Source organism: uncultured Aquimarina sp. (assembly GCF_947492115.1).
Lineage (GTDB): Bacteria > Bacteroidota > Bacteroidia > Flavobacteriales > Flavobacteriaceae > Aquimarina.
In genome coordinates, this window is sequence record NZ_CANLMM010000011.1 from 75,764 (window position 1) to 100,775 (window position 25,012).

Annotated in this window: 20 protein-coding genes; 7 read left to right on the plus strand and 13 right to left on the minus strand. The window is 32.4% G+C overall.

The annotated features are described in order from the left end of the window. Positions 1 to 56 precede the first annotated feature (56 nt). On the plus strand, positions 57 to 1,967 hold the full coding sequence (dnaK, locus tag Q1A73_RS22545) for a molecular chaperone DnaK (RefSeq protein ID WP_299610489.1): 1,911 nt from the start codon (positions 57 to 59) through the stop codon (positions 1,965 to 1,967). Positions 1,968 to 2,164: 197 nt separating this feature from the next. Continuing rightward, the gene (locus tag Q1A73_RS22550) at positions 2,165 to 3,466 is read left to right on the plus strand and encodes a CoF synthetase (RefSeq protein ID WP_299610492.1); all 1,302 of its coding nucleotides are present in this window, start codon (positions 2,165 to 2,167) and stop codon (positions 3,464 to 3,466) included. A gap of 150 nt (positions 3,467 to 3,616) precedes the next feature. Here the strand turns inward: Q1A73_RS22550 and Q1A73_RS22555 are convergent, their stop codons facing one another. The 4 genes from Q1A73_RS22555 to Q1A73_RS22570 all read right to left on the minus strand — a co-directional run bounded on the left by Q1A73_RS22555 (position 3,617) and on the right by Q1A73_RS22570 (position 7,861). Next, positions 3,617 to 4,669, minus strand: coding sequence for a T9SS type A sorting domain-containing protein (locus tag Q1A73_RS22555; RefSeq protein WP_299610496.1), 1,053 nt, complete (start codon positions 4,667 to 4,669; stop codon positions 3,617 to 3,619). 497 nt (positions 4,670 to 5,166) lie between these two features. Further along, entirely contained in the window at positions 5,167 to 6,873 is a 1,707-nt protein-coding gene (ggt, locus tag Q1A73_RS22560) for a gamma-glutamyltransferase (RefSeq protein WP_299610499.1), read from the minus strand. Positions 6,874 to 6,890: 17 nt separating this feature from the next. Next, the gene (locus Q1A73_RS22565) at positions 6,891 to 7,280 is read right to left on the minus strand and encodes a hypothetical protein (RefSeq protein ID WP_299610501.1); all 390 of its coding nucleotides are present in this window, start codon (positions 7,278 to 7,280) and stop codon (positions 6,891 to 6,893) included. Beyond that, on the minus strand, positions 7,277 to 7,861 hold the full coding sequence (locus Q1A73_RS22570; protein WP_299610504.1) for an acyl carrier protein phosphodiesterase: 585 nt from the start codon (positions 7,859 to 7,861) through the stop codon (positions 7,277 to 7,279). The genes Q1A73_RS22565 and Q1A73_RS22570 overlap by 4 nt, the downstream gene beginning before the upstream one ends. Before the next feature lie 122 nt (positions 7,862 to 7,983). On the opposite strand from Q1A73_RS22570, the gene glmM reads away from it, so the two are divergent. Then, positions 7,984 to 9,372 (plus strand): phosphoglucosamine mutase, encoded by a 1,389-nt coding sequence (glmM, locus tag Q1A73_RS22575; protein WP_299610509.1) that lies wholly within the window; start codon positions 7,984 to 7,986, stop codon positions 9,370 to 9,372. 57 nt (positions 9,373 to 9,429) lie between these two features. Here glmM and Q1A73_RS22580 read toward each other — a convergent pair whose 3' ends face one another. Together Q1A73_RS22580 and Q1A73_RS22585 are read right to left on the minus strand one after the other, a co-directional pair. Then, positions 9,430 to 10,329, minus strand: coding sequence for a lysophospholipid acyltransferase family protein (locus Q1A73_RS22580; protein ID WP_299610511.1), 900 nt, complete (start codon positions 10,327 to 10,329; stop codon positions 9,430 to 9,432). An 81-nt stretch (positions 10,330 to 10,410) separates the two neighbouring features. Beyond that, positions 10,411 to 11,316 carry a lysophospholipid acyltransferase family protein gene (locus Q1A73_RS22585; protein ID WP_299610514.1) on the minus strand — a complete coding sequence of 302 codons (906 nt, stop codon included), beginning with the start codon at positions 11,314 to 11,316 and terminating at the stop codon, positions 10,411 to 10,413. 138 nt (positions 11,317 to 11,454) lie between these two features. On the opposite strand from Q1A73_RS22585, the gene Q1A73_RS22590 reads away from it, so the two are divergent. Then, positions 11,455 to 12,105 carry a rhomboid family intramembrane serine protease gene (locus Q1A73_RS22590; RefSeq protein WP_299610516.1) on the plus strand — a complete coding sequence of 217 codons (651 nt, stop codon included), beginning with the start codon at positions 11,455 to 11,457 and terminating at the stop codon, positions 12,103 to 12,105. A gap of 56 nt (positions 12,106 to 12,161) precedes the next feature. Here Q1A73_RS22590 and Q1A73_RS22595 read toward each other — a convergent pair whose 3' ends face one another. Beyond that, positions 12,162 to 13,283 carry a TlpA disulfide reductase family protein gene (locus Q1A73_RS22595; RefSeq protein ID WP_299610519.1) on the minus strand — a complete coding sequence of 374 codons (1,122 nt, stop codon included), beginning with the start codon at positions 13,281 to 13,283 and terminating at the stop codon, positions 12,162 to 12,164. Positions 13,284 to 13,633: 350 nt separating this feature from the next. On the opposite strand from Q1A73_RS22595, the gene Q1A73_RS22600 reads away from it, so the two are divergent. After that, entirely contained in the window at positions 13,634 to 16,000 is a 2,367-nt protein-coding gene (locus tag Q1A73_RS22600) for a GAF domain-containing protein (RefSeq protein WP_299610521.1), read from the plus strand. A 16-nt stretch (positions 16,001 to 16,016) separates the two neighbouring features. Here the strand turns inward: Q1A73_RS22600 and Q1A73_RS22605 are convergent, their stop codons facing one another. Continuing rightward, on the minus strand, positions 16,017 to 17,192 hold the full coding sequence (locus Q1A73_RS22605; protein ID WP_299610523.1) for a Pycsar system effector family protein: 1,176 nt from the start codon (positions 17,190 to 17,192) through the stop codon (positions 16,017 to 16,019). A 52-nt stretch (positions 17,193 to 17,244) separates the two neighbouring features. Between Q1A73_RS22605 and Q1A73_RS22610 the strand changes: the two genes are divergently transcribed. Next, positions 17,245 to 20,949 (plus strand): metallophosphoesterase, encoded by a 3,705-nt coding sequence (locus tag Q1A73_RS22610; RefSeq protein WP_299610524.1) that lies wholly within the window; start codon positions 17,245 to 17,247, stop codon positions 20,947 to 20,949. Between the two features lie 56 nt (positions 20,950 to 21,005). Here the strand turns inward: Q1A73_RS22610 and Q1A73_RS22615 are convergent, their stop codons facing one another. Together Q1A73_RS22615 and Q1A73_RS22620 are read right to left on the minus strand one after the other, a co-directional pair. Then, on the minus strand, positions 21,006 to 21,470 hold the full coding sequence (locus Q1A73_RS22615) for a hypothetical protein (RefSeq protein ID WP_299610526.1): 465 nt from the start codon (positions 21,468 to 21,470) through the stop codon (positions 21,006 to 21,008). A 373-nt stretch (positions 21,471 to 21,843) separates the two neighbouring features. Next, positions 21,844 to 22,125 carry a hypothetical protein gene (locus Q1A73_RS22620; RefSeq protein WP_299610529.1) on the minus strand — a complete coding sequence of 94 codons (282 nt, stop codon included), beginning with the start codon at positions 22,123 to 22,125 and terminating at the stop codon, positions 21,844 to 21,846. Between the two features lie 295 nt (positions 22,126 to 22,420). Between Q1A73_RS22620 and Q1A73_RS22625 the strand changes: the two genes are divergently transcribed. Further along, the gene (locus Q1A73_RS22625; protein WP_299610532.1) at positions 22,421 to 22,966 is read left to right on the plus strand and encodes a GNAT family protein; all 546 of its coding nucleotides are present in this window, start codon (positions 22,421 to 22,423) and stop codon (positions 22,964 to 22,966) included. Between the two features lie 2 nt (positions 22,967 to 22,968). Here Q1A73_RS22625 and Q1A73_RS22630 read toward each other — a convergent pair whose 3' ends face one another. From Q1A73_RS22630 to Q1A73_RS22640, 3 genes are all read right to left on the minus strand, one after another. Continuing rightward, positions 22,969 to 23,745: an SdiA-regulated domain-containing protein gene (locus Q1A73_RS22630; protein WP_299610534.1), complete on the minus strand. Its 777-nt coding sequence runs from the start codon at positions 23,743 to 23,745 to the stop codon at positions 22,969 to 22,971. 93 nt (positions 23,746 to 23,838) lie between these two features. Further along, positions 23,839 to 24,291, minus strand: coding sequence for a Dps family protein (locus Q1A73_RS22635; protein WP_299610536.1), 453 nt, complete (start codon positions 24,289 to 24,291; stop codon positions 23,839 to 23,841). Between the two features lie 91 nt (positions 24,292 to 24,382). Next, a complete protein-coding gene (locus Q1A73_RS22640) occupies positions 24,383 to 24,937 on the minus strand; it encodes an NUDIX domain-containing protein (protein WP_299610538.1) in 555 nt (184 codons plus the stop codon). Positions 24,938 to 25,012 lie beyond the last annotated feature (75 nt).

Sequence of the window (25,012 nt, forward strand, 5' to 3'; positions counted from 1 at the left end):
ATTGACCTAAGAGCAGTAAATAATTTAGAAAACACTAATAACATTTATATAGTAATATGAGTAAGATAATAGGAATAGATTTAGGGACGACCAACTCTTGTGTTTCTGTAATGGAAGGTAATGAGCCTGTAGTTATCCCTAATGCAGAAGGAAAGAGAACGACTCCATCTGTAATTGCTTTTGTAGAAGGAGGAGAAATTAAAGTTGGAGATCCTGCAAAACGTCAAGCGGTTACAAACCCGACTAAAACAATCTCTTCTATTAAAAGATTTATGGGGAATAAATTCTCTGAATCATCTAAAGAAGCAGAAAGAGCTGCTTATAAAGTAGTGAAAGGAGACAATGATACACCTAGAGTTGATATCGATGGTCGTTTATATACACCTCAGGAATTATCTGCGATGACACTTCAAAAAATGAAGAAAACTGCAGAAGATTACTTAGGTCAGGATATTAGTAGAGCAGTAATTACAGTACCTGCTTATTTTAATGATGCACAACGTCAGGCTACTAAAGAAGCTGGAGAAATCGCTGGATTAAAGGTTGAAAGAATTATCAATGAACCTACTGCAGCTGCACTAGCATATGGTCTTGATAAAAAAGGTACTGACCAAAAAATAGTAGTATTTGATTTTGGAGGTGGTACTCATGATGTATCTATCTTAGAATTAGGAGATGGGGTATTTGAAGTACTATCTACAGATGGTGATACACACTTAGGAGGAGATGATGTAGATCAAAAAATTATTGATTGGTTAGCTGAAGAGTTTAAAGCAGAGGAAAGCATGGATCTTCGTCAGGATCCAATGGCTTTACAGCGTTTAAAAGAAGCTGCGGAAAAAGCGAAAATAGAATTATCATCTTCTGCTCAAACAGAAATCAATTTACCATATGTTACTGCTACAGCTAGTGGGCCTAAACACTTAGTAAGATCATTAACAAGAGCAAAATTCGATCAATTAATCGATGATTTAGTAAAACGTACAATCGAGCCTTGTCGTACTGCATTAAACTCTGCAGGACTTTCTACAAGTGATATCGATGAAATTATATTAGTTGGTGGATCTACTCGTATTCCTGCAGTTCAGGAAGCAGTAGAGAAGTTTTTCGGAAAAGCACCAAGTAAAGGTGTTAACCCAGATGAGGTTGTGGCTATTGGAGCTGCAATTCAGGGAGGAGTACTTACTGGAGATGTAAAAGACGTATTGTTATTAGATGTTACACCACTTTCTTTAGGAATAGAGACTATGGGTAACGTAATGACAAAGTTAATCGAAGCGAATACGACGATTCCGACTAAAAAGTCTCAAGTATTCTCTACAGCAGCAGATAATCAACCATCTGTAGAGATCCATGTTTTACAAGGAGAGCGTCCAATGGCAGCAGATAATAAGACTATAGGTCGTTTCCACTTAGATGGAATTCCGCCAGCACAAAGAGGAGTACCACAAATCGAAGTAACTTTTGATATCGATGCCAATGGTATTATAAAAGTGTCTGCTACTGATAAAGCTACTAACAAATCTCAGGATATTCGTATCGAAGCATCTTCTGGATTAACAGAAGAAGAAATCGAAAGAATGAAGCAAGAAGCAGAGGCAAATGCAGAAGCAGATAAAACAGCTAAAGAAACTGCTGATAAGTTGAATGAAGCAGATGGAATGATTTTTCAAACGGAAAAACAGCTTAAAGAGTTTGGTGACAAATTATCAGATGATAAGAAAAAGCCGATCGAAGAAGCTCTTGAAGAATTGAAGAAAGCTTACGAAACTAAAGATCTTGCAGTTATTCAGCCAGCGCTTGATAAAATAAATGAAGCTTGGAAAGTAGCAAGTGAAGAAATGTACAAAGCACAAGCTGAAGCACAGCAAGGTGGAGCAGCAGGACCTGATGCCGGACAACAATCTGGTGGAGGAGATTCTGAAGCTAGCGATGTGGAAGATGTAGATTTCGAAGAAGTAAAATAACAATGTTATTCTAGATAGAAAATGCACAGTGAAAACTGTGCATTTTTTTTGTCATAACATTAATAAGCCAAAAAAATAATGTACTTTTATCAAGGCTTAATAATACTTTTACATTTATTTTTCACACACAATTATTCTTGATTTAGATTGCTAATGTCTAATTCGACAATGTTACGTCTAAGTAATGGAATATACTTATGAGTTTATCTCAAGTTTTTAGAAGAAAAATCTTTTGGTTTTTTGATATTCTAAAGGGGAACGATATTAAAAAGCATTTTGAGGATATTAAAGAGTTGATAGAAAATCCTCATATTCAGTCTTCTATTGATAAAAAAGAAGAATATCTTCAAAAGATCTTACAACATGCAGTTAGCACAACCTGGTTTTATCAGAAATACTCAGGGTATGAATCTATTGCTGATTTTCCTATAATTAATAAAAATGTAATTCGTGATAATTTTGAAGAATTTAGATCTTCAAAATATAAGCCTAAAGATTGTGTAGAGATATCAACAAGTGGTTCTACCGGAGCACCTTTTTCAGTATTACAAAATAAAAGTAAGCGATGTAGAAATACAGGAGATAATTTGTATTTCTCTAGTAAATCTGGGTATGAAATCGGGCAAAAACTTGTCTACATAAAAATTTGGAGTGAAAACTATAAACATAATCCATTATCTAGATTTTGGTGGCAGAATATTTATCCAAAAAGTGTTTTTGATCTTTCTGACAAAGAAATCAATAGTTTAATAAAAAAACTCAGAAGGAATACTTCTAAAAAGAGTTTTCTGGGGTATACATCAGCTTTTACAACTATTTGTCAATATCTAGATAAAATAGAAGCTAGTCCAATAGAATCCAATGTTCAGTCGATCATTACGATGTCAGAAAGTATGAATGATTATGTTAGAATTAGTATGAAAAAATATTTTGGTATAGCACCAATATCTCGCTATTCTAACAATGAAAACGGAATTTTAGCTCAGGAAGATCGCAATGCTCCTTCGAAATTTGTAATTAATTCTGCTAGTTATTTTATTGAAATCTTCGAGTTAGATAAAGATATACCTGTTTTACCTGGTAATAAAGGCAGAATTATAGTTACTGATTTACATAATTATGCTATGCCTTTGATTCGATATGATACTGGTGATATAGGAACAATGGATGTAGATGAAAGTAATACATCCTATTTATCTTCGGTAGCAGGTAGAAAACTGGACCTCATTTATAATACAAAAGGAGAAATTATCCCATCACATGTTTCTTATAGGTTGTGTAAATATGGAGATTATAAACAATTTCAGTTAATACAGTACGGTAAAAAAGATTACACTATCAAATTGAATACTGATAAAAAAGTTGATGAACCTACAGTATTACAGGAGTTTAAAGGGTATTTCGGAGATGATGCAAATATTGATATTCAGTATGTTGATGAAATCCCACTTTTATCTTCGGGTAAACGAAAAGAAGTAACTAATACGTATCATATTTAGTCTAATCATGAGTGTATTCTGGAGAAGGATACATTCTAAAATAAAATTGACTATCTAAAAGCTCATCGTTGTAAATGCGTCTTACCATAGCTAAGGGATAAGAAGATTGAGCGTTTTTAGATAGCCAATTTAGGTATTCAATATGCTATATTATCGTACAAATTTCAAATATTTTGAATCTGATCTTGCGATATATAGACCTCTTGGTAGGGAGGATAAATTAATAGTTGGTGTGTCCTTTAGATTGTCTATTTCATATACCTTTTTTCCTGTAGTGTTAAATATACTTAGGGATTCAGCTTGAATGTTATTATTTACTACTAAAGAAGCTGAAGCGCTATTAAAATATAGTTTGTTACTATCAAAGGCTACGTCATCTACACTTAACAATTCATCAATTACAATTTCAGGGTATTCACCACCAGTGTCCCAAGTAACATCCGATGTTGCGTCAGGATTATCCGCAGAGGATAGTTTACCAAATATGTAGTATTTGGTTCCGGTTAGCGAGGCACTTGTTGGGAAATCAGATGGGATATCTAGGGTAACTGTAGTAGATACATTAGTTCCAGCGGTTACAGTTGGTGTTACAATAACTGCAGAACTGTTAGCTACAGAACCTCCAAAAATTCCTGGGGTATCAGCTTCCCATATCTGAAATTGTGTAGCAACATCCATAGAAGCGGTATAGGTATAATTAAGGGTGATAGATTCACCTTGCACCACTGTAACAGGATTCGAAGAATCATAGCTGATAGCATATGGTGGATCAGTTACTGTGATCAAAGGATACACTCCAGCCGTATCCCAAGTAACATCAGCCGTAGCGTCAGAGTTGTCAGCGGAGGCTAACTTACCAAATATCCGATACTCAGTTCCAGATAGTGAAGAGCTTACTGGTAAATCTGCAGGTATATTAAGTGTGATAGATCCTGAAACATCAGTTCCTGCATCTAGATTTGGAAATTCGGCTACAGCTGTTCCAATAGCGGTACTTCCTCCAAAAATACCTTGATCATCAGTTTCAAAAATTTGAAATTGAGCACCTACAGCCATAGATGCTGTGTAGGTGTAGTTTAAGGTAATGGATTGACCTGCAACTACCGTAACAGGATCAGCAGAATCATACGTAATAGAATACTGTGCATTTAGAAAACTAATACTACTAATAAGGGATAATAGAAATAATAGAGATTTTTTCATAATGTTAAGTTTGATTATAATTAGATTTTTATTTGAAAAAAAAAGAGTTAACGAGAAAAAGTTTATCGATTTGTTCTTCGGAATAGAAAAACGTATCATCTTGCTAGGCTAATAACAAAATTTGGTAAAAAAGAATTTACCTTCAATTATAAAATATGTTGATAGAGGCTTTTTCTGAAATCCGGATATAAATGTTCGTAAGTTGTCTTTGTTAGTAGAGATTTTACCATAATTGAATTATTAATATTGGTTTTTGTTGAATTCGCAATAAAACTGTTAAAATATAATAGTTTTACAATGACACTAAGATATCATACAAGCTAATTCTCTACTGTAAGATATGTTGCAAATGATGGTAATTATGCAGCATTTGTTATTAAATGGTAAGTATTCAGTAAGTTAAGAGTGTGTTCTTATCCAAGAAAATAAATAAGGATTACCTATGGAATTTTGTTCTTTTTCTATTCTTTATCCAATTATATTGTAACATTATATACTTAAAAACCTACTGCGGTATCGTCACCGCGTCTGTCCGCACCACCTTCTAAACTTCCATTTGGTAGTACAAGGATTCCATCGACTTTACCAATTACACGGGTTTCTTCTTCATTGGTTTTATAACCTTTTGCTTTTAGACTATCGATAACTTTTTTATCAAAAGAATTTGGTTCAAAAATAACCACATCAGGCAACCATTGGTGATGAAAGCGAGGAGCATTTACGGCATCCTGCATACTCATTCCATATTCTTTTACATTTAATATTGTTTGTAATACCGAAGTAATAATTGTGGATCCACCAGGTGTACCTACTGACATCCATAGTTTTCCATCCTTTTCTACAAGCGTAGGAGTCATAGAACTTAGCATTCTTTTTTCCGGAGCAATGGCATTCGCTTCTGCTCCTAGCAATCCGAACATATTAGGAGTACCAGGTTTAGCACTAAAATCATCCATTTCATTGTTTAAAAAGAATCCCAGTTCCGGAACGTATAATTTAGAACCGTAAGCTCCATTTAGTGTCGTGGTAACAGAAATAGCATTCCCAAATTGATCTACGATGGAGTAATGGGTCGTTTCACTACTTTCATATCCAGGTATGGTTCCATAACTCAAATCCGAAGATAGCGTAGCTTTATTAGGATCGAAATTATTCATTCTATCTGCTAGGTAGGAATCACTAATTAAAGTGTCTATTGGAATTTTTACAAAATCGGGATCTCCTAAGTAAAAACTTCGATCTGCGTATGCTCTTCTTTCTGCTTCGGTAATTATCTGAATAGATTTTAACGTATTATGGCCATAGCTTTTGAGATCATAGGGTTCAATCATTTTCATGATTTGCGCCAAGCAAACTCCACCGCTAGAAGGAGGAGACATAGAAATAATATTTAAATCTTTGTACGAAAATTGTATAGGATTTCGCCATTTAGCTTCGTATTTACCAAGGTCTTCCATGGTGATAATTCCACCTTTGGATTGTAAATAGTCTACCAATTTTTGACCTGTTTCACCCTTATAAAATTCATCTTTTCCATTTTCTATGATCCTTCTTAGGGTTTTGCCAAGCATAACATTTTTTAAGGTGTCTTTTGCTTTAATAGTTCCTGCATAAAGAATCGTGTCTTTGTTGGTTTCAATAAAAAGTTCTTTAAAATGATGTAATCTTTTTTCTTGCATTTCTGTGATAACATATCCATCTTCTGCTAATGCAACTACGGGAGTAAGTAGTTCTTTGATAGATAGTGTCCCAAATTTTTTATGAACTTCAAAAATACCAGCAATTGTTCCTGGAACACCTACTGCCATAGCCCCCAATTGACTCTTTTCTGGAATAGGATCTCCGTTTTTATCTAAGTACATATCTTTAAATGCAGCAAGTGGTGCCTTTTCTCTATAATCAATAGCACCTACTTGTCCATCTGCTTTTCTATATACCATAAATCCACCACCACCAAGATTACCAGCATAGGGGTAAGCTACTGCAAGAGCCATTTCAGTAGCAACCATTGCATCAAAAGCGTTACCGCCTTTTTTAAGAATATCTCTGCCAATTTTTGAAGCTTCTTCACGTGCAGATACTACCATAGCATTTTTTTCTATAACTCCAATGACAGGTTTTTTTTCTGTATTAACTACAGGTAGTTCCTGATTCTTTTTACATGAAACAATAATGATAAGTAACAATACATAAAGAATTCGCATGGTGCTTAATGGTTTAATTAATAATTTATTTCTTTAATAAGGTTATTTTTTTGATCATAAAATTTCCAATAACCAGAAGGTTCACAATTTTCTATATGACCTTCAGACTTTACTATACCATTTTTATGATATTCTTTCCAATATCCCTGTTTTTTATTATCCTGATAATGCCCTTCGGCTTTCACCTTTCCATTTCTATAGAAAAATTTCCAAAACCCATCTTTCTTTCCTGCTGCATAGTGTCCGATACTTTCTAGATTAATTGAATTTGGATAATAATTCTTGGTATATCCATTTTTAGAAGTTACTACGCCTAGATCGTTACACAGGTTTTTAGAAATAGGATCGTTACTTGTTTTATTACATGAAACTAGAAGTGCTAATAAAAATAGGAATATCATTTTCATAGGGTTCGCATTTCGTTTTTAGTAAATAATTCAAGCTCTTCAAAAAATGTTCTGAACTCTTTTTCAAAATCACTATAATATTTCTCGAGTTCGATTACCGCAAAATTCATCTTAGATCTATTTTTGGTTCTATGATTCATTTGATATAAAATTCTTCCAATACCTGGTATGGTAGCATAACTTAACAACCAATTATCCCGAAACATATATGGCAAAAAATCCTGAACACGTTTAGGAAGTATTTCATAATTTGTTTCTAGTAATTTATAAAAATCAGCTACATATATTTCTAATGGAGTGATAGAAAATTCATTCCAATAGGCTGCTAAAAAATGATCATATAGGATATCCACAATTACACTACTGTAGTGTCCGTATTTTGGAAATAATCTCAAAACACTTTTTCTTACTATAGGATGGCTGTCAGTATAAGAGTCTATTTTGCGATGTAGTGTAATACCTTTTTGAACTTGATTCGGAAACTGAGAAAACTTCTTTCCTTTTACGGAGTCTGCTATAAAGTTTCCTATTTTCAGTTCATCATCATCTCCAGAAAGATAAATATGGGCTAAAAAATTCATTAGGTGAATTTACAATTTTTTAGAATGTTGTTGTTGTTTTTGTGTAAACTTTAATTTTAGAGTTGTGGTAATGACCTTAAGCTCTTACATTTGCCAAAAACAAAAAATAATCGATCAATATTATGACATTAATCAAATCAATTTCTGGTATTCGAGGAACTATTGGAGGAAAAGTTGGAGAGAATTTAACTCCTGTAGATGCTGTTAAATTTGCATCAGCCTATGGAACCTGGTTAAAAAATGCTTCACAGAAAGAACATCCTACTGTCGTTGTAGGTAGAGATGCTCGTATTTCTGGTGCTATGATACAACAACTAGTAATGAATAGTTTGGTTGGGTTAGGAATACACGTAATTGATTTGGGATTGTCTACAACGCCTACCGTAGAAGTAGCGGTACCCTTGGAGAAAGCCGATGGAGGAATTATTCTTACGGCTAGTCATAATCCTAAACAATGGAATGCATTAAAACTATTAGATAATAAAGGAGAGTTTTTAAATGCCGAAAATGGCAAAAAAATCCTTGATATAGCAGAAAATGACGATTACCACTTTGCTGAAGTTGATGATCTAGGAACTATTACTACCAATGATACATATATTGATAAACATATCGAAGAGGTGTTGAATCTTTCTTTGGTAAATTCTGAAATTGTAAAAGAAGCTGGTTTTAAAGTTGTCGTAGATGCGGTAAATTCTACAGGAGGAATTGCTATTCCTAAATTATTAGAAAAGATGGGAGTAGAGGTAGTAGAATTATATTGCGAACCTAATGGTCATTTTCCTCATAATCCAGAACCATTAAAAGAACATCTTACTGATTTATCTGAGTTAGTAGTAAAAGAAAAAGCACATTTTGGTCTTACTGTAGATCCAGATGTAGATCGTTTAGCTTTTATGAGCGAAGATGGTGAGATGTTTGGAGAGGAATATACATTAGTAGCTTGTGCAGATTTTGTACTTGGTAAAACTCCTGGCAATACAGTATCTAATTTATCTTCGAGCAGAGCATTAAGAGATGTAACAGAAAAGCATAATGGAAGCTACGAAGCTAGTGCAGTTGGAGAAGTAAATGTAGTTACTAAAATGAAAGCAAATAATGCTGTTATTGGTGGAGAAGGTAATGGCGGAATTATTTATCCAGAATTGCATTATGGAAGAGATTCATTGGTTGGTGTAGCCTTATTTTTAACACATTTAGCTGAAAAAAAATGTAGTGTTAGTGAATTACGAAATAGCTACCCTTCTTATTTTATGAGTAAGAATAAAGTACAATTGACACCAGAATTAAATGTTGATGAAATTCTAAAAGGTTTTCATAATAAACACATTGCCGAAGAGGTAAGTACTATAGATGGAGTAAAGGTTGATTTTAGTGAATCTTGGGTACACTTGAGAAAAAGTAACACAGAACCTATTATTAGAATCTATACCGAAGCATTAAGTCAGGAAAAAGCGGATCAATTAGCAAATGAAACGATTAATACGCTAAAAGAGATAGCTGGAATCTAATAGAAAATAAATTTGCTTCTGTAATAGGAATGAACTATTGCAGAAGCAAAATTCAAATTAATGTACCGTTGCATCTTTAGGAATTTCAGCATTACGATGTTTCCATCGTTTATGAGTCCATAGATAGTATTCAGGTGCTTTTTTAATTTGTTCTTCTACCATACGTAAATAAGTTTTTACGATGTAAAAATCTTCACAGTTCTTAGCATTTTCCGTTATAGGAATAAATTTAGCTTCGTAATACCCACGTTTTACTTTTTCGACATGAAGATAAGCCACCGACATATCTAGTCTTTTGGCTAAGACTGATCCGCCAACGTGTGTTGGAACCTTGATACCCATAAAATCTGTCCAGTACGTAGCTTTTGCTAGACTTGGCGATTGGTCAGATAGAAAAGCATAGGAACAAAGTTTGCCATTTACTTTATCTTTCGTAATTTCTTTCATGGCATTATAGCTACGGATAAGTCGAGCATCATAACGTTGTCGTATTCTATGGACTAACTCGTCAAAATATTTATTCTTGATTTGCTTGTAAACTCCCACTGTAGGGAAATCTATCAAGAGTTGTGTTACTGTTGCCCATTCATAACTAGCGTAGTGTGCCATGAGTACCACAATACTCTTGTTCTTAGATTCCAAATTTTTGAGAGTTTCTATATCAATAATCTTAAATCTTTCCAATAAATCTTTATCACTAATAGAAATAGACTTTACCATTTCTAAAAACATATCACACATATGTTTGTAAAAAGCTTTTCTAATTCTCTTAATTTCCTGATCGGATTTCTCAGGGAAAACCAGTGTAAGATTTTCGGTAACAGCTTTTTTCCGATATCCAATAATCCTATATACAAAGATGTATACAGCTGTAGAAAAAGCATAAAACAAACGCCAGGGGAGTTTTGATATAATCCATAAAAAAGGATATACCAAGAGGTAAACTATTAACTGCATTGTGTTTAATTAAGCGTACAAATATAAACTTATTTAAAACCCAATAATCTTAGAATAATCTTAAAATAAACAAATGTTAAATCAACTTGCAATTGGATTTTTTGAAGGTGCTGCATCGCGATGTTTCCAACGTTTATGCGTCCAAAGGTAGTTTTCAGGTTTATGTCTAATTTGTTCTTCTAATAATCGCGTGAATTTTTCGGTAATCGCATATTCATCTTCATTTTGTGGATCCTCAGAAATTGGAACCAAAGTGGCTTCATAATAACCGCGTTTTACCTTTTCTACGTGTAAATAAAATATACTAAGACCTAATCTTCTAGAAAGAACTTCTCCTCCTACAAAAGCTGGTACTTCTATTCCCATAAAGTCAATCCAAAATGTAGCATTATTAAGTTTTGGTGATTGATCAGATATTAAACCATATAAACTTAGCTCAGGATTTTCTTGCCTTTGATCCATGGTCATTTCTCTAAATACTTTAGCACTAGGTATTAATCGAGAATTAAATCTTCCTCTAATTCTGTGAACTAATTTATCGAAGTATTTATTTTTGATCGGTTTGTAGATTCCCACACACCTAAATTTACTTATTAAATCAATGGAATTGGTCCATTCATAACTATTGTAATGGCCCATCATGGTAATAATACTCTTATTTTTTTCTTCTAGAGTTACCAAAGCATTTAGATTGGTAATATGGAAACGTTTTACTATTTCTTTTTCGCTTATCGATAAAGAACGAATCATTTCCAAAAACATATCGCACATATGTTTATAGGAGGCTTTTCTAATTCTATTAATCTCTTTCTTGTCTTTTTCTGGAAAAGCAAGTTGCAAGTTTTCAGTTACAGTTTTTCGTCTGTATCCAATGATGTAATAAACTAATATGTAAATACAAGTAGAAAAGAAATAAAAAATTCGCCAAGGTAATTTAGAGATCATCCATAATAGCGGATACACTAGACAATAAACTGCTAATTGCATTGATTTGGTTTTTTGGTGGCTAAAGGTAAACTATTTTAACTTAAAGTTAAGAAACTTTGAAAGCAATCTTATTTCCAATATTATCAACGCTTTTTTAGCTGTAAATATGTGCTATATTTGATCTTCAAAAAATAGGTTATGTTGAATATTGATATTGTCCTAATCGTTATAATAGTGGCGAACGTGATCGTTTCTTTAAAAGGACTTAATGATTTTTCCTTCTTAGAACGTTATAAGTTTAATATTGGAGGCGTGAGAAGAGGTGAGCAAATACGTATGTTAACTTCTGGATTTTTGCATGTGGATATTATGCATTTATTCTTCAATATGTTTACGCTATATTTTTTTGCTCCAGTAGTCATTAACTCTTTGGGAAATATTAAGTTTCTGGTCATCTACTTTTGTAGCTTAATCGTAGGTAACCTCTTTTCACTTTTTTTTCATAAAGATGAATATCATTACAGCGCAGTAGGAGCTAGTGGTGCAGTTTCTGGAATAATATTTTCTGCTATCTTATTTCAACCGGGAATGAGTTTATACCTTATGTTTATACCTATTCCAATTCCTGCTTATATTTTTGGTATAGGATATTTATTGTATTCTATTTATGGAATGAAAAGTAGAATTGGAAATATTGGGCATGATGCTCATTTTGGAGGAGCTGTAGGAGGTTATGTGGTTACATTGATATTAGCTCCTTATTTGTTTCAAGAAAATCCACTTATGATAGGATTATTAGCAATTCCTATTATTATATTGTTCATAATGAAACGTCTTGGAAAATTATAATAAATAAAAAAGCGACTCCGTAGAGTCGCTTTTTATTTATCTGTAAAAATCTAAAATTATAAAGAACTTTCTCCAAGCAGTTCTGAAATTTTAGTTTCTAGTGCTGGACCTCTCAAGTTCTTTGCAATTACATTTCCTTTTTCATCGATAATAAATGTCGCAGGAATTGATCGCACTCCGTATGCTTTTGCTATTGGATCTTGCCAAAATTTTAAATGAGAAACATGATTCCACTCTAAATTATCTTGATCAATTGCAGTAGTCCAATGATCTTTTTTTCTATCTAATGAAACACCAATAATATTTAAACCTTTATCGTGATATTTATTGTAGACTCTAACCACATTTGGATTTTCAGCTCTACAAGGCTTACACCAAGATGCCCAAAAATCAATGATAGTGATTTTACCCATAGACTCTTTTAGAGATACCATTTTCCCTTCGGGATTTGGAGCAGAGAAGTCTTCAGCTTCACTGCCAATATCTATTTTTCCTATAGATGCTGCAATAAGACGATCTAGGTTCCTTCCTAATCGCGATGTTTTTAGCGTATCTTGTATAGTACCATAAATTTGTTTTACTTCTTTAGCAGGAACCGCCTTTAGATTAAGAAGATCAGTAAGTGCCATAACGGCAACTAAAGAATTAGGGTTGTTTTCAGCTATTTCTTTTCTAAAACTATTCTCGTCAACTCTTATCTGCTGTAGATCTTTAGATAATTTGATAGCTTTATCAGTTTCTTTTAACTTGGATGCTATTTGGTACTGATTGCTTAGATCTTGCCTTAGTTTTCCAAAAGATGTCATTTTCTTAAGGTAGCTAAAGAATAGTTCATTTTCTGGACCTCCAGTTATTACCGAAGAACGCAAACTATCTTTGTAAATCGTCATTTTTAAGGGATTATTTTCTGCTAAAAACAATACATTATTCGGTATTCCTTTAAAAGTCAAATAGTTGAAGTCGTTATCTTCTACCACTGGTAGTGCCATCTTAAACTTACCATTCTGTATAGTAGTAGAATCTATAATTGTAGGGCGATTCGAGCGATTAATTGCATTTACATATACCGTTACTCCATCATCAAATCCTTCAGTATTTGCGGTAATTGAATATCCCTTTTCTTCTTGTTTGCAGGCAACAGATAGTACCAAAAGAGCAAGCAATGCTATTTTTTTCATTCTAGATAATTTTTGGATTGGTAAAAATATGTAATATGCTCTTTAAACCCCAAAAATTAACTTTTAAATATCAGTAAATGTTAATTTTTTTCATCGTAATTTCAATAAAAACATAAATAAACAACATAAGCTGTAACAAAAACAGGCTTTTGAAGTCTAATAATAATGCATCACTTGGGGGTATTATTGGTTATATAGAAAACTTTTAGGGTTTCATGTCCTAATGAAAAGGTGTTATTCGTCTTCAAAATTAGAGAAACTGCTTATTATTGATTTAATTTATTGTTAATGCAGTCATCAAGTGAGTTAGTTTTGTATTATTTTTGTTAAACCACCGTAAATAAACTGTTATGAACGTACTAGAGCACGATTTTCCCTTAGATATTAGGATAAGTTTCTCTTTGTTCTTCGATCAGTATAGAGAGTTCTTACACAGTGAAAATAAATTGCTTCGGGACAGAGCACAAAGTGTTTTGAAGATTGCCGAAGAGTACCCAGAATTGGAAGAGGGAATTACTTCCGAACAACGAGTACAGGAATTACTACCACAAATTGAATTAGTGCTAGAGGATTCTTTCTCGCAAATATTGCAGAAAAATGAGATTAAAATAGCAACTATTCCATTTCATAATACAGTTTTGAAATCCACAGAGCGTTACAAGAATATTGTCAACGCGGCGGGATATGATTTCGAACCTCAAATCAAAAATTTAAGCGAAGATCATTACTATATTATGGGATGTAGTATTATCCTTGGGCAATACTACGGTTATAAGATCGATTTTCGAAGACCGTTTTTTTACGATATTCCAGATGCTTCGGGAATTATGCGTCATTATAGAATTCTGTATAACGGTGATTTTATTCAGATCGAAAAAACAGACAAGGCTATCGAAATTACCGAAGAGGATGTTGCAATTTTGATAGACAATTTTGATAATGTTGAGATTTGGAAGGAAAAATTTCCTCCTAATAGTTGGGTTTTTAAAGGGATCGTTATTGCAAACTTATTTGATGCGACTGCAGATGTATCCTTGTCCGAATTTAAAACTAGTTTATTAAAATACGATAAAACACAAGGAGATTTTATTGGGACTTTCCAGAATATATTTCGAGGTATTTTTAATCTTCCGGAAATCAAAGTAGGTTTTTCTAATTATAATGAAGAGGAACGAGTGTTAGAACGTGTTCCTTTTAAGACTATCGATAGTTATGTGCTCTACGATAAGTTTTCTGATTGTTGTGAAACAGCATTATGTAAGGGGACCTATCAGAGTTTGTTTGAAAAATCAGAAGCATTTGCTATTTCGGATGTTACCAAAACACATACGGCATATCCAGATGAATTAATGTACTCTAATTTAGCAAAGCAAAATATAAAGAGTGCGATTATAGCACCCATTGAAGACAATGGTAAATTGTTAGGAGTCTTGGAGATCGTATCTCCTAATAGTAGAGAACTAAATAGTATCAATGCCAATAAACTTCAGGACATAATGCCATATTTGGTAGATTCTGTATTACGTTCGAAAGCAAAAGCTGAAGATGAACTAGAATTGGTAATACAGCAAGAATGTACTGCAATTCACCCTAGTGTGTATTGGAAGTTTAGGCAAGAAGCCAAACGTTTTATTTTAGCTAAAGTAGAAGAAAACCCTACTTCATTTCAGGAAGTTGTTTTCGACAATGTCTATCCATTATTTGGCCAGATTGATATCAAAGGATCTTCAGAAGCTAGGAATGGATCTGTTCAGAAGGATTTAATATTGCAATTAAAAGCAATTGACAAAGTAATTAATAAGGTTGTAGAAATAGATCCACTACCTATCTACGAACAAATTAAGTTTAGAATAGATAGCTATATAGATTCTGTATCTAATCAGTTGCAGGTAGACACGGAACAAAAAATACTTAATTTCATCAAGAATGAAATCAAACCTTTGTTTAAGCATTTGAAAGGAACAAATGTAGCTCTTGAAGGTTTGATCAACCAATATAATAATTCACTTGATAAGAACACTAAGATGCTTTATAAGCATAGAAAAGCTTATGATGAATCTGTAATGTTGATTAATAAGAAAATGGCAGCATTACTGGATCAGAAACAGGTGGAAGCTCAGAAAATGTACCCTCATTATTTTGAAAGATTTAAAACGGATGGAGTAGAACACAATATGTATATTGGAGAATCTATTACCAAGCAGGATAGTTTTAACAAGATATATCTCTATAATTTGCGATTATGGCAATTGCAGGTAATGTGCGAGATGGAAAATGAGTATTATCAGCTCAAACAAGATTTACCAGTTCCTTTGGATGTAGCCTCAATGGTCCTGGTTTTTAATGCTTCATTATCTGTGCGATTTAGAATGGATGAAAAGCGTTTTGATGTAGATGGAACTTATAATGCTCGTTACGAAGTAGTGAAAAAACGAGTAGATAAGGCATACATCAAAGGAACAAATCAACGTATTACCGAAAAAGGGAAGCTAGTAGTTGTGTATTCTCAAAGAAGTGATGAACAAGAGTATTTGAAGTATATCAGTTTCCTTCAATCCAAAAACTATTTGGAAGATGATGTTGAGATTGTTGAGCTAGATGATTTACAAGGAGTAACAGGACTCAAAGCTCTGCGAGTAAATATTCTTTATAATAAGAGTAAAGAGGATAAAGAATACTATACCTATGATGATCTAATGAAAGAGATCAACAAATAATTAATTCTTGTCTTACTTATTGTAGCGTATTAAAAGCAATTACAAAAGAGATTGAAGAGGTGATGAATCCTATCATAAATACGGTATACGTTATTCTTAGTATCTTGTATTTTTTGTGTAGCACTTTTCCTAAGAAATATAAATCTTTAATCATAGTGTCATAGATATATTCCTTATCATCCATTAACTCATGCATCGCCCATTTGTATTCATCTAATGGCATCTTATGAAAATTACCAAAGAATAAAAGGTTTACTTTTTTTTCCTCAATTTCTTTACGTGTAAACTCACCTCCTGTAACATTTGGTCGTGTCGCGAGTACTGATAATAACATGGAAATAATACTAAACACTATAAATATAAGTGTGGGATAAATTAGATATTGGTTGGATGGATTGTCTAGTTTAGGAATTAAGTTAGACAATGCCAATGAGATGATAATTGCATTTACAGATAGTAAAATATTGGCTTTGGTATCTGCAATATCACTTAACTTTAAATGATTTCTTAGCGTGACTCTAAAAAGTGTTTGAATTCCTTTTTCAGGGCTTTCTTCTTTAACCAGTTTTTTTAACTTTTCTTTTTTCTTTTTTTTCTTCAGAGCAGCTTGTTCGTTTAATATTTCCAGCAAATGTCTTTCTTTTTTGGGTTGCCAATTTTTTATAGCATAGTCTGTATAATATTCGTGCTTGTTTTTTAGGAAATCGATATTAATTTTTAACCAATCCTTTCTGCTATATTTTTCTTTATGATGATGTTCAAATTCTTGTCTAAGGAAATCGCTAGTTTCTTCAAAATATCCTTTGGCTAAATGAGAAGCATCTGCATCACGGATAATTTTCTCAAGCAAATCAGTAGGCTCATGATCCATTTTAGTAGCCCTTATTAATTTAGAAACCTTATCGATGACTTCTTGAGGGGCGTTCTGTTCTTTTAAGAAATTTTCGGAAATACTAACACTGTGTTCTTCATGATTATCAAGGCTTTCTGAATATCCTGTATCGTGTAATAAAGCGGTTAATAATAATATGAACGCATCTTCTTCAGAAATACTGGTACTGTCAATAATTTCTTTTGTACTTTTAAATACTCTTTTGGTATGAGTGTAATTATGATAGATGCAAGTTTCAGGAAGCTTTTTAGTAAAAAGTTCAGAAACGAAATTATCAGTTTTTTCAACTAATGTGTCCATATTATAATTTTTCAATAACCAAAATAATTAAAAAAAATGAATGTACTCCATTATGACTAAAAATATACAGACGTTCTTAATTATCGGCTTATTATTATTAAACTCTTGCGCAACATATTCTCCTCAATATTTAGACGAAAATTTTCCTGAAAAATTACCAGATAATGAAATTGAAAAAACTTTCTATCTAGTTGGGGATGCTGGAAATGCAGCTTTAGGGGAAAGTACTCCAGGTTTAGAAGCGCTAAAACAAATTCTAACTAAAGAAAATACCCAAGATGATTATCTGATCTATCTAGGAGATAATATTTATCAAAAAGGAATGCCGGAGAAAGATGATGCGTCAAGAAAATTGGCAGAACATCGAATAGATGCGCAGATAGATGCAGTAAAATCTTTTGATGGTGAAGTGATTTTTATACCAGGAAATCATGATTGGTATAACAACGGTGTAAAAGGTTTGCAGAGACAAGAAAAGTATATAAGAAAGAAATTGGATAGTAAAAAAGCCTTTTTGCCATCTAAAGGTTGTCCGATCGAAAGTATCGAGATCGGAGATAAAATTCAGTTAATTATATTGGATACTCAATGGTACCTCGCAGATTGGAATAAAAATCCAACCATAAATGATAATTGTGAAATAAAGACAAGGGATAAGTTTTTTAGTGAAATTCAGGGTGAGTTTAAAAAACACAATGGTAAGACTGTTCTGGTAGCCATGCATCATCCAATGTTTACAAATGGGCCACATGGTGGTAAATATAGTTTTAAGAGTCATATATTTCCATCTAAAAAGAAAATACCACTACCAGTATTAGGATCTTTGGTAACTCAAATAAGATCACAAGGCGGAGTATCTCCACAAGATAGATATAATGAAAGTTATAATAAACTGATGAGACGTCTGTCTACAATGGCTAAAGATAATGAGCGTATTATTTTTGCGTCTGGGCATGAACATTCATTACAGTATATAGATAGCGAAGGATTAAAGCAGATTGTTTCTGGATCTGGCTCTAAGAAATCAGCAGCTTCTTTGGGGAAGGATGGATTATTTTCATATCCAAATCAAGGTTTTGCCATATTGGATGTATATAAGGATGGATCGTCCAACGTTCGTTTTTATGGAAATGAAGGAGGCAAAGCAACATTGGTATATCAAACAAAAGTTCATGAAGAACCCGAACAATATGAGATTGGGAATTTAGGTAATTCTTTTGAGAACGAAATAGAGGCATCTATTTATAATAAAGATGAAACTACAAAATCTAATTTTTTCCAATCCTTATGGGGAGATCATTACAGGGAAGTATATAGCACAGATATTAAGATTCCAATTGTTACACTAGATACATTACTTGGAGGTTTTAGTATTGATAGAAGAGGAGGAGGTCAGGTTACTAGATCCTTGAGATTGGTGGATAGCACAGGAAAGAGATACAGTTTACGTGCTATGAGAAAGAGTGTTACCCAATTTTTACAGAAGGGAGTTTTTAATGATACTTATCTAGAAGATGATTTTGATGATACGTTTACTGAAGAGCTATTAGCAGATTTTTATACTTCTAGCTATCCTTATGCATTTCTGGTGGTAGGCGGATTGGCGGATGCTATAGGAGTGTATCATGCTAATTCTAAAGTATATTATATGCCTAAGCATCCAGCTTTAGGAGCTTATAATAAGGATTTTGGTGATGAAATGTATTTTCTGGAAGAAAGACCTGGTAAAGAACACAAGGATCTGGCCTCATTCGGAAAACCAGATGATATTGAAGGAACAGATGATTTACTAAAGAATCTGAGAAAAGATGAAGAGTATCAGATGGATGAACCACATTACATTAGAACCAGATTATTTGATATGATCTTAGGCGATTGGGATAGACATTCAGATCAATGGAGATGGTCTCGTTTTGATTCAAAAGATAAGAAAATGTATCGTCCTATACCAAAGGATCGTGATCAGGTGTTTTCTAATTACGATGGAGGTTTATTAGATGTAATCAAGTTTATCGCTCCTCTTACAAGAAAGTTCCAAGTATATGGAGAAGAATTAAAAAACATCAGATGGATTAATGAGTCTGGGATTCGTTTAGATCGGACATTTGCGCAAAAATCAGATAAAAAAATATGGTTAGAACAAGCTGAGTATATCAAACAAAATCTTACTGATGAGGCTATTGATCAAGCATTTAGAAACTTGCCTGCAGAACTTCAGGATGCTACAGTAGAAAGGATAAAAGGCTATCTTAAAAAGAGAAGAGATGATGTAGTGGATATTGCGGGTAGATATTATGATTATCTATCGAAGCAAGTAATTATTAGAGGTACAGATAAAGATGATCTATTTGAGATTGTAAGAGGAGATAATCAAACATTAGTAAAAATTTCTAGAATAAAAGATGGTGTGCCACAAGAACCATTTTATGAGAGAACTATTTTTTCGAAAGAAACGAAAGAAATATGGATTTATGGATTAGACGATGATGATCAGTTTAAGGTTACTGGAAAAGGGAAAAACCCAATTTACACCAGAATAGTTGGTGGTCAGAATAACGACGTATATACGATAGAAAATGGAAGAAAAATACGTGTGTATGATCATAAATCTAAACCAAATACAGTAAAGAAAAAAGGAGGTGCAAAATTTATTTTTAGTAATAATTATAATCATAATACATATGACTACAATAAGTATATTGATAAGACCAATACGTTAACTCCATTGATAGGCTTTAACCCAGATGATGGAGTCAATATTAACGTAACCAACGTTTATACCGTTAGAGGATTTAATAATAATCCTTATCAAAGCAAGCATACAATAAAGGGCGCATATTATTTCGCTACCGAAGGTTATGACCTATCCTATAATGGAGAATTTGTTAATGCTATTGGTAATTGGAGCTTGAGAGTTGGTGGAAAGTATACAAGTGAGAATTTTGCACAGAACTTTTTTGGTTTTGGAAATAATACCATCAATTTAGACGATGATTTGGGATTGGATTTTAATAGAGTAAAAACAGGGATTTGGGGACTTAATCTGGGAGTTTCGAAAAATGGTTTTTATGGAAATAAACTTACGATAACTGCATCCTACGAAGGTGTAGAAGTACAAGACTCTGCTGGTAGATTTATAACTTCTGGACTTGATTTTGTAACGGAAGATGTTGATTTTTTTGAAAGAAAGTTCTTTGCAGGATTGGATGTAGATTACGAATATAAAAGTTTTGATATCCCTGCTAATCCAACAAGAGGTATGTTGTTTTCACTAAATGCAGGTTCTAAAATGAATCTGGATGATACCGATAGAACTTTTGGATATGTAAAACCTAAATTAGGATTTTATAATGCAATTACAAAAAATAGAAAATTAGTATTAAAAACAGATGTACAAGCTGCTTTTATGATTGGTGATGGTTTTGAGTTTTATCAAGCAGCCACCTTAGGAGGGATTAATAGTCTAAGAGGATTTAGAGAAGAACGTTTTACAGGTGATAAAGCTTTAGCATTTAGTGGTGACCTGAGATATAGTTTTAATAAGTTTAAAACAGGTTTATTACCACTACAGTTTGGAATTTATGGAGGTTATGATATAGGGAGAGTATGGTTCGAAGGAGAAGATGTAGATGTATGGCATGATTCTATAGGTGGTGGTTTTTGGATCAATGCTGTAAACGCCGTTGCGGGACAGTTTAATTTATTTAATAGTGATGATGGTTTACGTTTTACCTTTGGATTAGGATTAAGTTTTTAAAACACCGCTTGTAAATTCATACAAGCGGCTTGGGCTACTATCTATCTGATTCCTAATTAAAAGTCGCCCTGAATACTTGATATATTATTGTAGGAGTTAGGTTGAGAATTCATTAAAACTGTTGGATTTTCAATTGACTTGTAATAGAAATAGTTATCCGCTACAGCATTATCAGTCTTTTGTAAAGAGGGTTTCATGATGATAACTGGCTTTGCTGATAAATCGGTAGCAGCAACGATAGGGTTGTCATAAGAGCCAGATGCGATAACTCTTGAACCATTTTCTATACTAATAATGATTTCATTGTTTTCTGGATTCTTTAGAGTTACCCCTTCTTCTATGGTTAAGGTGGCACTGTTAGTAATAAGAATTTCGTTAGGAACAAGATAAGTAGTGTTAGCTTTGAGGATAGTACTACTAATTATTGGACTTTTGATTTTTTCGAAATTCTCCTGACTAAAATTAAAATTGGGGACTAAGATTAAAATAAAGCATAATAGGGGTAGGTAATTTTTGATCATAATTTATATTTTGGGGTATTTGTAAGTTATTTCCTTCTAAATTATGAAAAAATTAACAAAAATTACTCTTTAACGATATTTTTTAACTTTTTGATCCAATTTATGACTGTTGATAACTTTGTTTTGTTGGTTTGTTTTTGTAGGAAAATTACTAATAATAAAGGTTTGCAGAAGAAATAGATTATAAACAAAAGTTGATTATTGTTAATAACTTTTAGTGTAACTCGTTGTGATGTTGGGGTTTATGAAGTCTTTAAATGAAAGTGTAATGTAGTAAGAAGTAAGAAGCTCCAGATATAAGATGCGAAATATCAGGAGCTTCTCGGTTAAGAGACAGCTTTATTGTCTCTTATAATTTTCATATTAAATTAAATTAAAAAAAGTCCAAGGTAGTTCTTGGCACCTCATTAACCTTATTTTTAGAAGTTTTAGTATTAGTTTGAGTAATGTTTACTTTTGAATTATTGGGTGTTTTTTTTATTTCGATCTTGGTATTTGTCTTCTTCTTTGTTTCTTTTGTAATAACTTGTTCTGTATTTGTAGTTTTAAGAATATCTGGAGGAACTTTTAAATTCTTAGTGATACTTTGTTGAGAAAATGCTGTACCTGTAACTAATATTGATAACAACAAAACGTAAGCTGGGGCGGCTTTCATATATAAATAAGTGTTTGGGGTTTTTCAATTGATGACTATGCGTCATACACTAGCTAAATTAGGAATAAAACTCATAAGAATAACTTATAAAATATTTGAAACCAGTATTTTAGGTTGTTTATTTGTTGAAAAGTAAGTTTTGTATTACTTTTTATTTTTGTTAATGCTTAATTTTATTGTTTTTGTCGACAAAAGGTTAAAGCTTTGGTTTAAGTGTTTAAATGTTAATAACTTTTGTAAGAAAATTGAAAAGCAAAATATTTAAATGCTTTTGATTATTTAGAAGTATATTTTTATGGAAAATTTACATTTGTTTACAGATAGATTAGAACTTAGATCGGTTGAGGTGTCTGATCTCGCTAATATACATCGGTTGCTTTCCATCCCGGAAGTCGACGAGTATAATGCTTTAGGTATCCCAACAAATACAGAGGTAACAGAGGTCTATCTTAATGAATGGATAGATAATTTCAGATATAGAAAGGAATTTGTTTTTGCAATTATGCTAAAATCCACCAAGACATTTATAGGGTTAATCTCATTAATTGTTGGAAACCCCAAATATAAGATAGGGTCCCTTTGGTATAAGTTAGATCCACAATTTTGGTCTAAGGGATATGCAACGGAAGCAGTTGGTGAGGTTTTAAAATTTAGTTTTCAAAAAATGGAATTACATAGGGTGGAAGCTGGTTGCGCTATTGCTAATATAGGTTCTGTGAGAGTTTTAGAAAAATCTGGATTGATAAGAGAAGGACATAAGAGAGAAATACTACCGTTAAAATCGGGTTGGTCCGATACTTACGAGTATGCGATTTTGGAAAAAGATTGGATCACTCGCTAGTTTTAGTTTAATCGATATTTATATAAAGCTCCTTTTGTTTTTTTTCGTTTTTCATCTACAATAAGTAATGTAGAATCTGTTAAGAAACAAATTCCTTCTTTTTGTGAAAAATGATTGAGCTTTATCTTTTTGATCTTTCCACTAAACAAATCATCACCTTTAAAATCTGACAATATGAAAATCTTATTATAGGTGAGAAGCGCAATTGTATCTCCATTATAATTTATTGCCGCAGAACTGATAAAACAATCTCTAGCATCATCACATATTGTATAAGTATCTATCAATTTAGCTTTTTGCTTGCCTGGTTTATCTTGTAATTTGTAGAGCTTGGTTTCTCCATTAAATTTACTGCCTCGGTTTTTTGTAAATAAATAGAAGCTTCCTTTATTATAAAAGAAAGCTTCTATATCAAAATTTCTTTTCTTCTTAGAAGGAGGAAATTTCTTTTGATCCTCTAAAAAGAATTCTATTGTTGTAGTTTTTATCTGTTTATCCTTAATACCAGACACCTTATATATGGTAAGATCTTTTCTATCATTATTGTTATTGCCAAAATCTCCAATATAAATATTGTTATTATGGTCATATGCTAGATCTTCCCAATCTACATTTTTGCTATTTGGTATTTTGATCTCCTCTAGAATTTTGCCTTTTTTATTGAGTAAGAATACAACATTTTCATTTCCAGAATCATTAACAGCATATAGATTAGATTCGCCTTTTATATATGTAATACCTGATATTTCGTGCAAAGTACTTGACAAATGATCTATCATTATAAGATCTGTGTCATTCTTTTTTTGACAACTTACCGATAAGGTACAGCACAATAAGAAAATACAAATATTGCTTTTATACATATAATTATTTTATGAAGTTTGATTCCAAGCATCTAACATCCAACTTGTTTTTTCAAGATCTGCAATATACGTGCCAGTGATATCCAAAGTTCCATCATCTTCTGCTTTTTCAGCTTCTTTAGTAACTAACTTCAATTGCTTTAAAATGATATCGTGATCTTCCAAAATAGATGTTACCATTTCTTTATCGGATAAATCACTACTAGCTTCTTTTATGGAAGATTTCTCTAAGAAAACACTGTAATTACTCACGGGTTTAGCTCTTAGCGTTAAGATTCGTTCTGCAATTTCGTCAATTTTTAATTTCGCGTCTTCATAAAGCTCTTCAAATTTTAAATGTAATTCAAAAAAGTTTCGTCCGGTTACATTCCAATGGAAGTTTCTTAGTTTTTGATAATATAAATGATAATCCGCTAATAAGATATTTAAGGAATCTACGGTTTCTTTATTAATATTGTTCATAGTTTTTGTTTATTGGTTTTTTGATTTCGATACAAAAATACTATGATAATGAATTGTTATATAGATGATGTGATAGTTAGTAGTAATTATACTATTGGTTAAATCGATTTTCGATTTCGTTAAGAACGAAATCATAATAATCTACATCATGAGGGACATAGTCTTTTTTCTTTATTGGTTGTACTAGCTCTTTTTTTAGCCGAATCATCGGGATTAGTTTAATGCTATGAACTTCCTCTTTTTGTATGTTAAGATCTTTAATAGATTTAGTTAATCGAGTCAAATAAATATAATGAAATTCATTATCAATGATCACAGGATTTGGTTTTTTCTCGGCAAGGTATTTACCAATAAATTCTAAATCAGCACTTGCAATAGTGTAACCTATTTCTTCTTGTATTTCTCGTAATGCTGCATTTTCTGGAGATTCTCCAGTACCGATATGCCCAGCAACAGATATATCCCATAAACCTGGATAAGTATCTTTATCCAAGGCACGTTTTTGAATCAATAATTCACCCTCATAAGTGTATAACCAAACATGAACACTAGTATGATATAACCCTAGTTTATGTGCCTCTGATTTTAATCGAACTTCACCAGTGAAAATTCCTTCTTCGTTAACGATGTCTATAAATTCATCCATGATTTTGATAATACAATAAAGTTATCTTTTATTAATGAATATCATGGGATTTTGGCAAACAAAATGAATAAAATA

Bases quoted from the DNA above. Each gene is read 5' to 3' on its own strand.
- Q1A73_RS22555 (WP_299610496.1), bottom strand. From the start codon at position 4,669: ATGAAAAAATCTCTATTATTTCTATTATCCCTTATTAGTAGTATTAGT.
- Q1A73_RS22570 (WP_299610504.1), bottom strand. From the start codon at position 7,861: ATGAATTTTTTAGCCCATATTTATCTTTCTGGAGATGATGATGAACTG.
- Q1A73_RS22595 (WP_299610519.1), bottom strand. From the start codon at position 13,283: ATGAAAAAAATAGCATTGCTTGCTCTTTTGGTACTATCTGTTGCCTGC.
- Q1A73_RS22590 (WP_299610516.1), top strand. From the start codon at position 11,455: ATGTTGAATATTGATATTGTCCTAATCGTTATAATAGTGGCGAACGTG.
- Q1A73_RS22605 (WP_299610523.1), bottom strand. From the start codon at position 17,192: ATGGACACATTAGTTGAAAAAACTGATAATTTCGTTTCTGAACTTTTT.
- Q1A73_RS22580 (WP_299610511.1), bottom strand. From the start codon at position 10,329: ATGCAGTTAATAGTTTACCTCTTGGTATATCCTTTTTTATGGATTATA.
- glmM (WP_299610509.1), top strand. From the start codon at position 7,984: ATGACATTAATCAAATCAATTTCTGGTATTCGAGGAACTATTGGAGGA.
- Q1A73_RS22630 (WP_299610534.1), bottom strand. From the start codon at position 23,745: ATGATAGATCATTTGTCAAGTACTTTGCACGAAATATCAGGTATTACA.
- Q1A73_RS22640 (WP_299610538.1), bottom strand. From the start codon at position 24,937: ATGGATGAATTTATAGACATCGTTAACGAAGAAGGAATTTTCACTGGT.
- Q1A73_RS22625 (WP_299610532.1), top strand. From the start codon at position 22,421: ATGGAAAATTTACATTTGTTTACAGATAGATTAGAACTTAGATCGGTT.
- Q1A73_RS22615 (WP_299610526.1), bottom strand. From the start codon at position 21,470: ATGATCAAAAATTACCTACCCCTATTATGCTTTATTTTAATCTTAGTC.
- Q1A73_RS22620 (WP_299610529.1), bottom strand. From the start codon at position 22,125: ATGAAAGCCGCCCCAGCTTACGTTTTGTTGTTATCAATATTAGTTACA.
- Q1A73_RS22550 (WP_299610492.1), top strand. From the start codon at position 2,165: ATGAGTTTATCTCAAGTTTTTAGAAGAAAAATCTTTTGGTTTTTTGAT.
- dnaK (WP_299610489.1), top strand. From the start codon at position 57: ATGAGTAAGATAATAGGAATAGATTTAGGGACGACCAACTCTTGTGTT.
- ggt (WP_299610499.1), bottom strand. From the start codon at position 6,873: ATGCGAATTCTTTATGTATTGTTACTTATCATTATTGTTTCATGTAAA.
- Q1A73_RS22635 (WP_299610536.1), bottom strand. From the start codon at position 24,291: ATGAACAATATTAATAAAGAAACCGTAGATTCCTTAAATATCTTATTA.
- Q1A73_RS22600 (WP_299610521.1), top strand. From the start codon at position 13,634: ATGAACGTACTAGAGCACGATTTTCCCTTAGATATTAGGATAAGTTTC.
- Q1A73_RS22610 (WP_299610524.1), top strand. From the start codon at position 17,245: ATGACTAAAAATATACAGACGTTCTTAATTATCGGCTTATTATTATTA.
- Q1A73_RS22585 (WP_299610514.1), bottom strand. From the start codon at position 11,316: ATGCAATTAGCAGTTTATTGTCTAGTGTATCCGCTATTATGGATGATC.
- Q1A73_RS22565 (WP_299610501.1), bottom strand. From the start codon at position 7,280: ATGAAAATGATATTCCTATTTTTATTAGCACTTCTAGTTTCATGTAAT.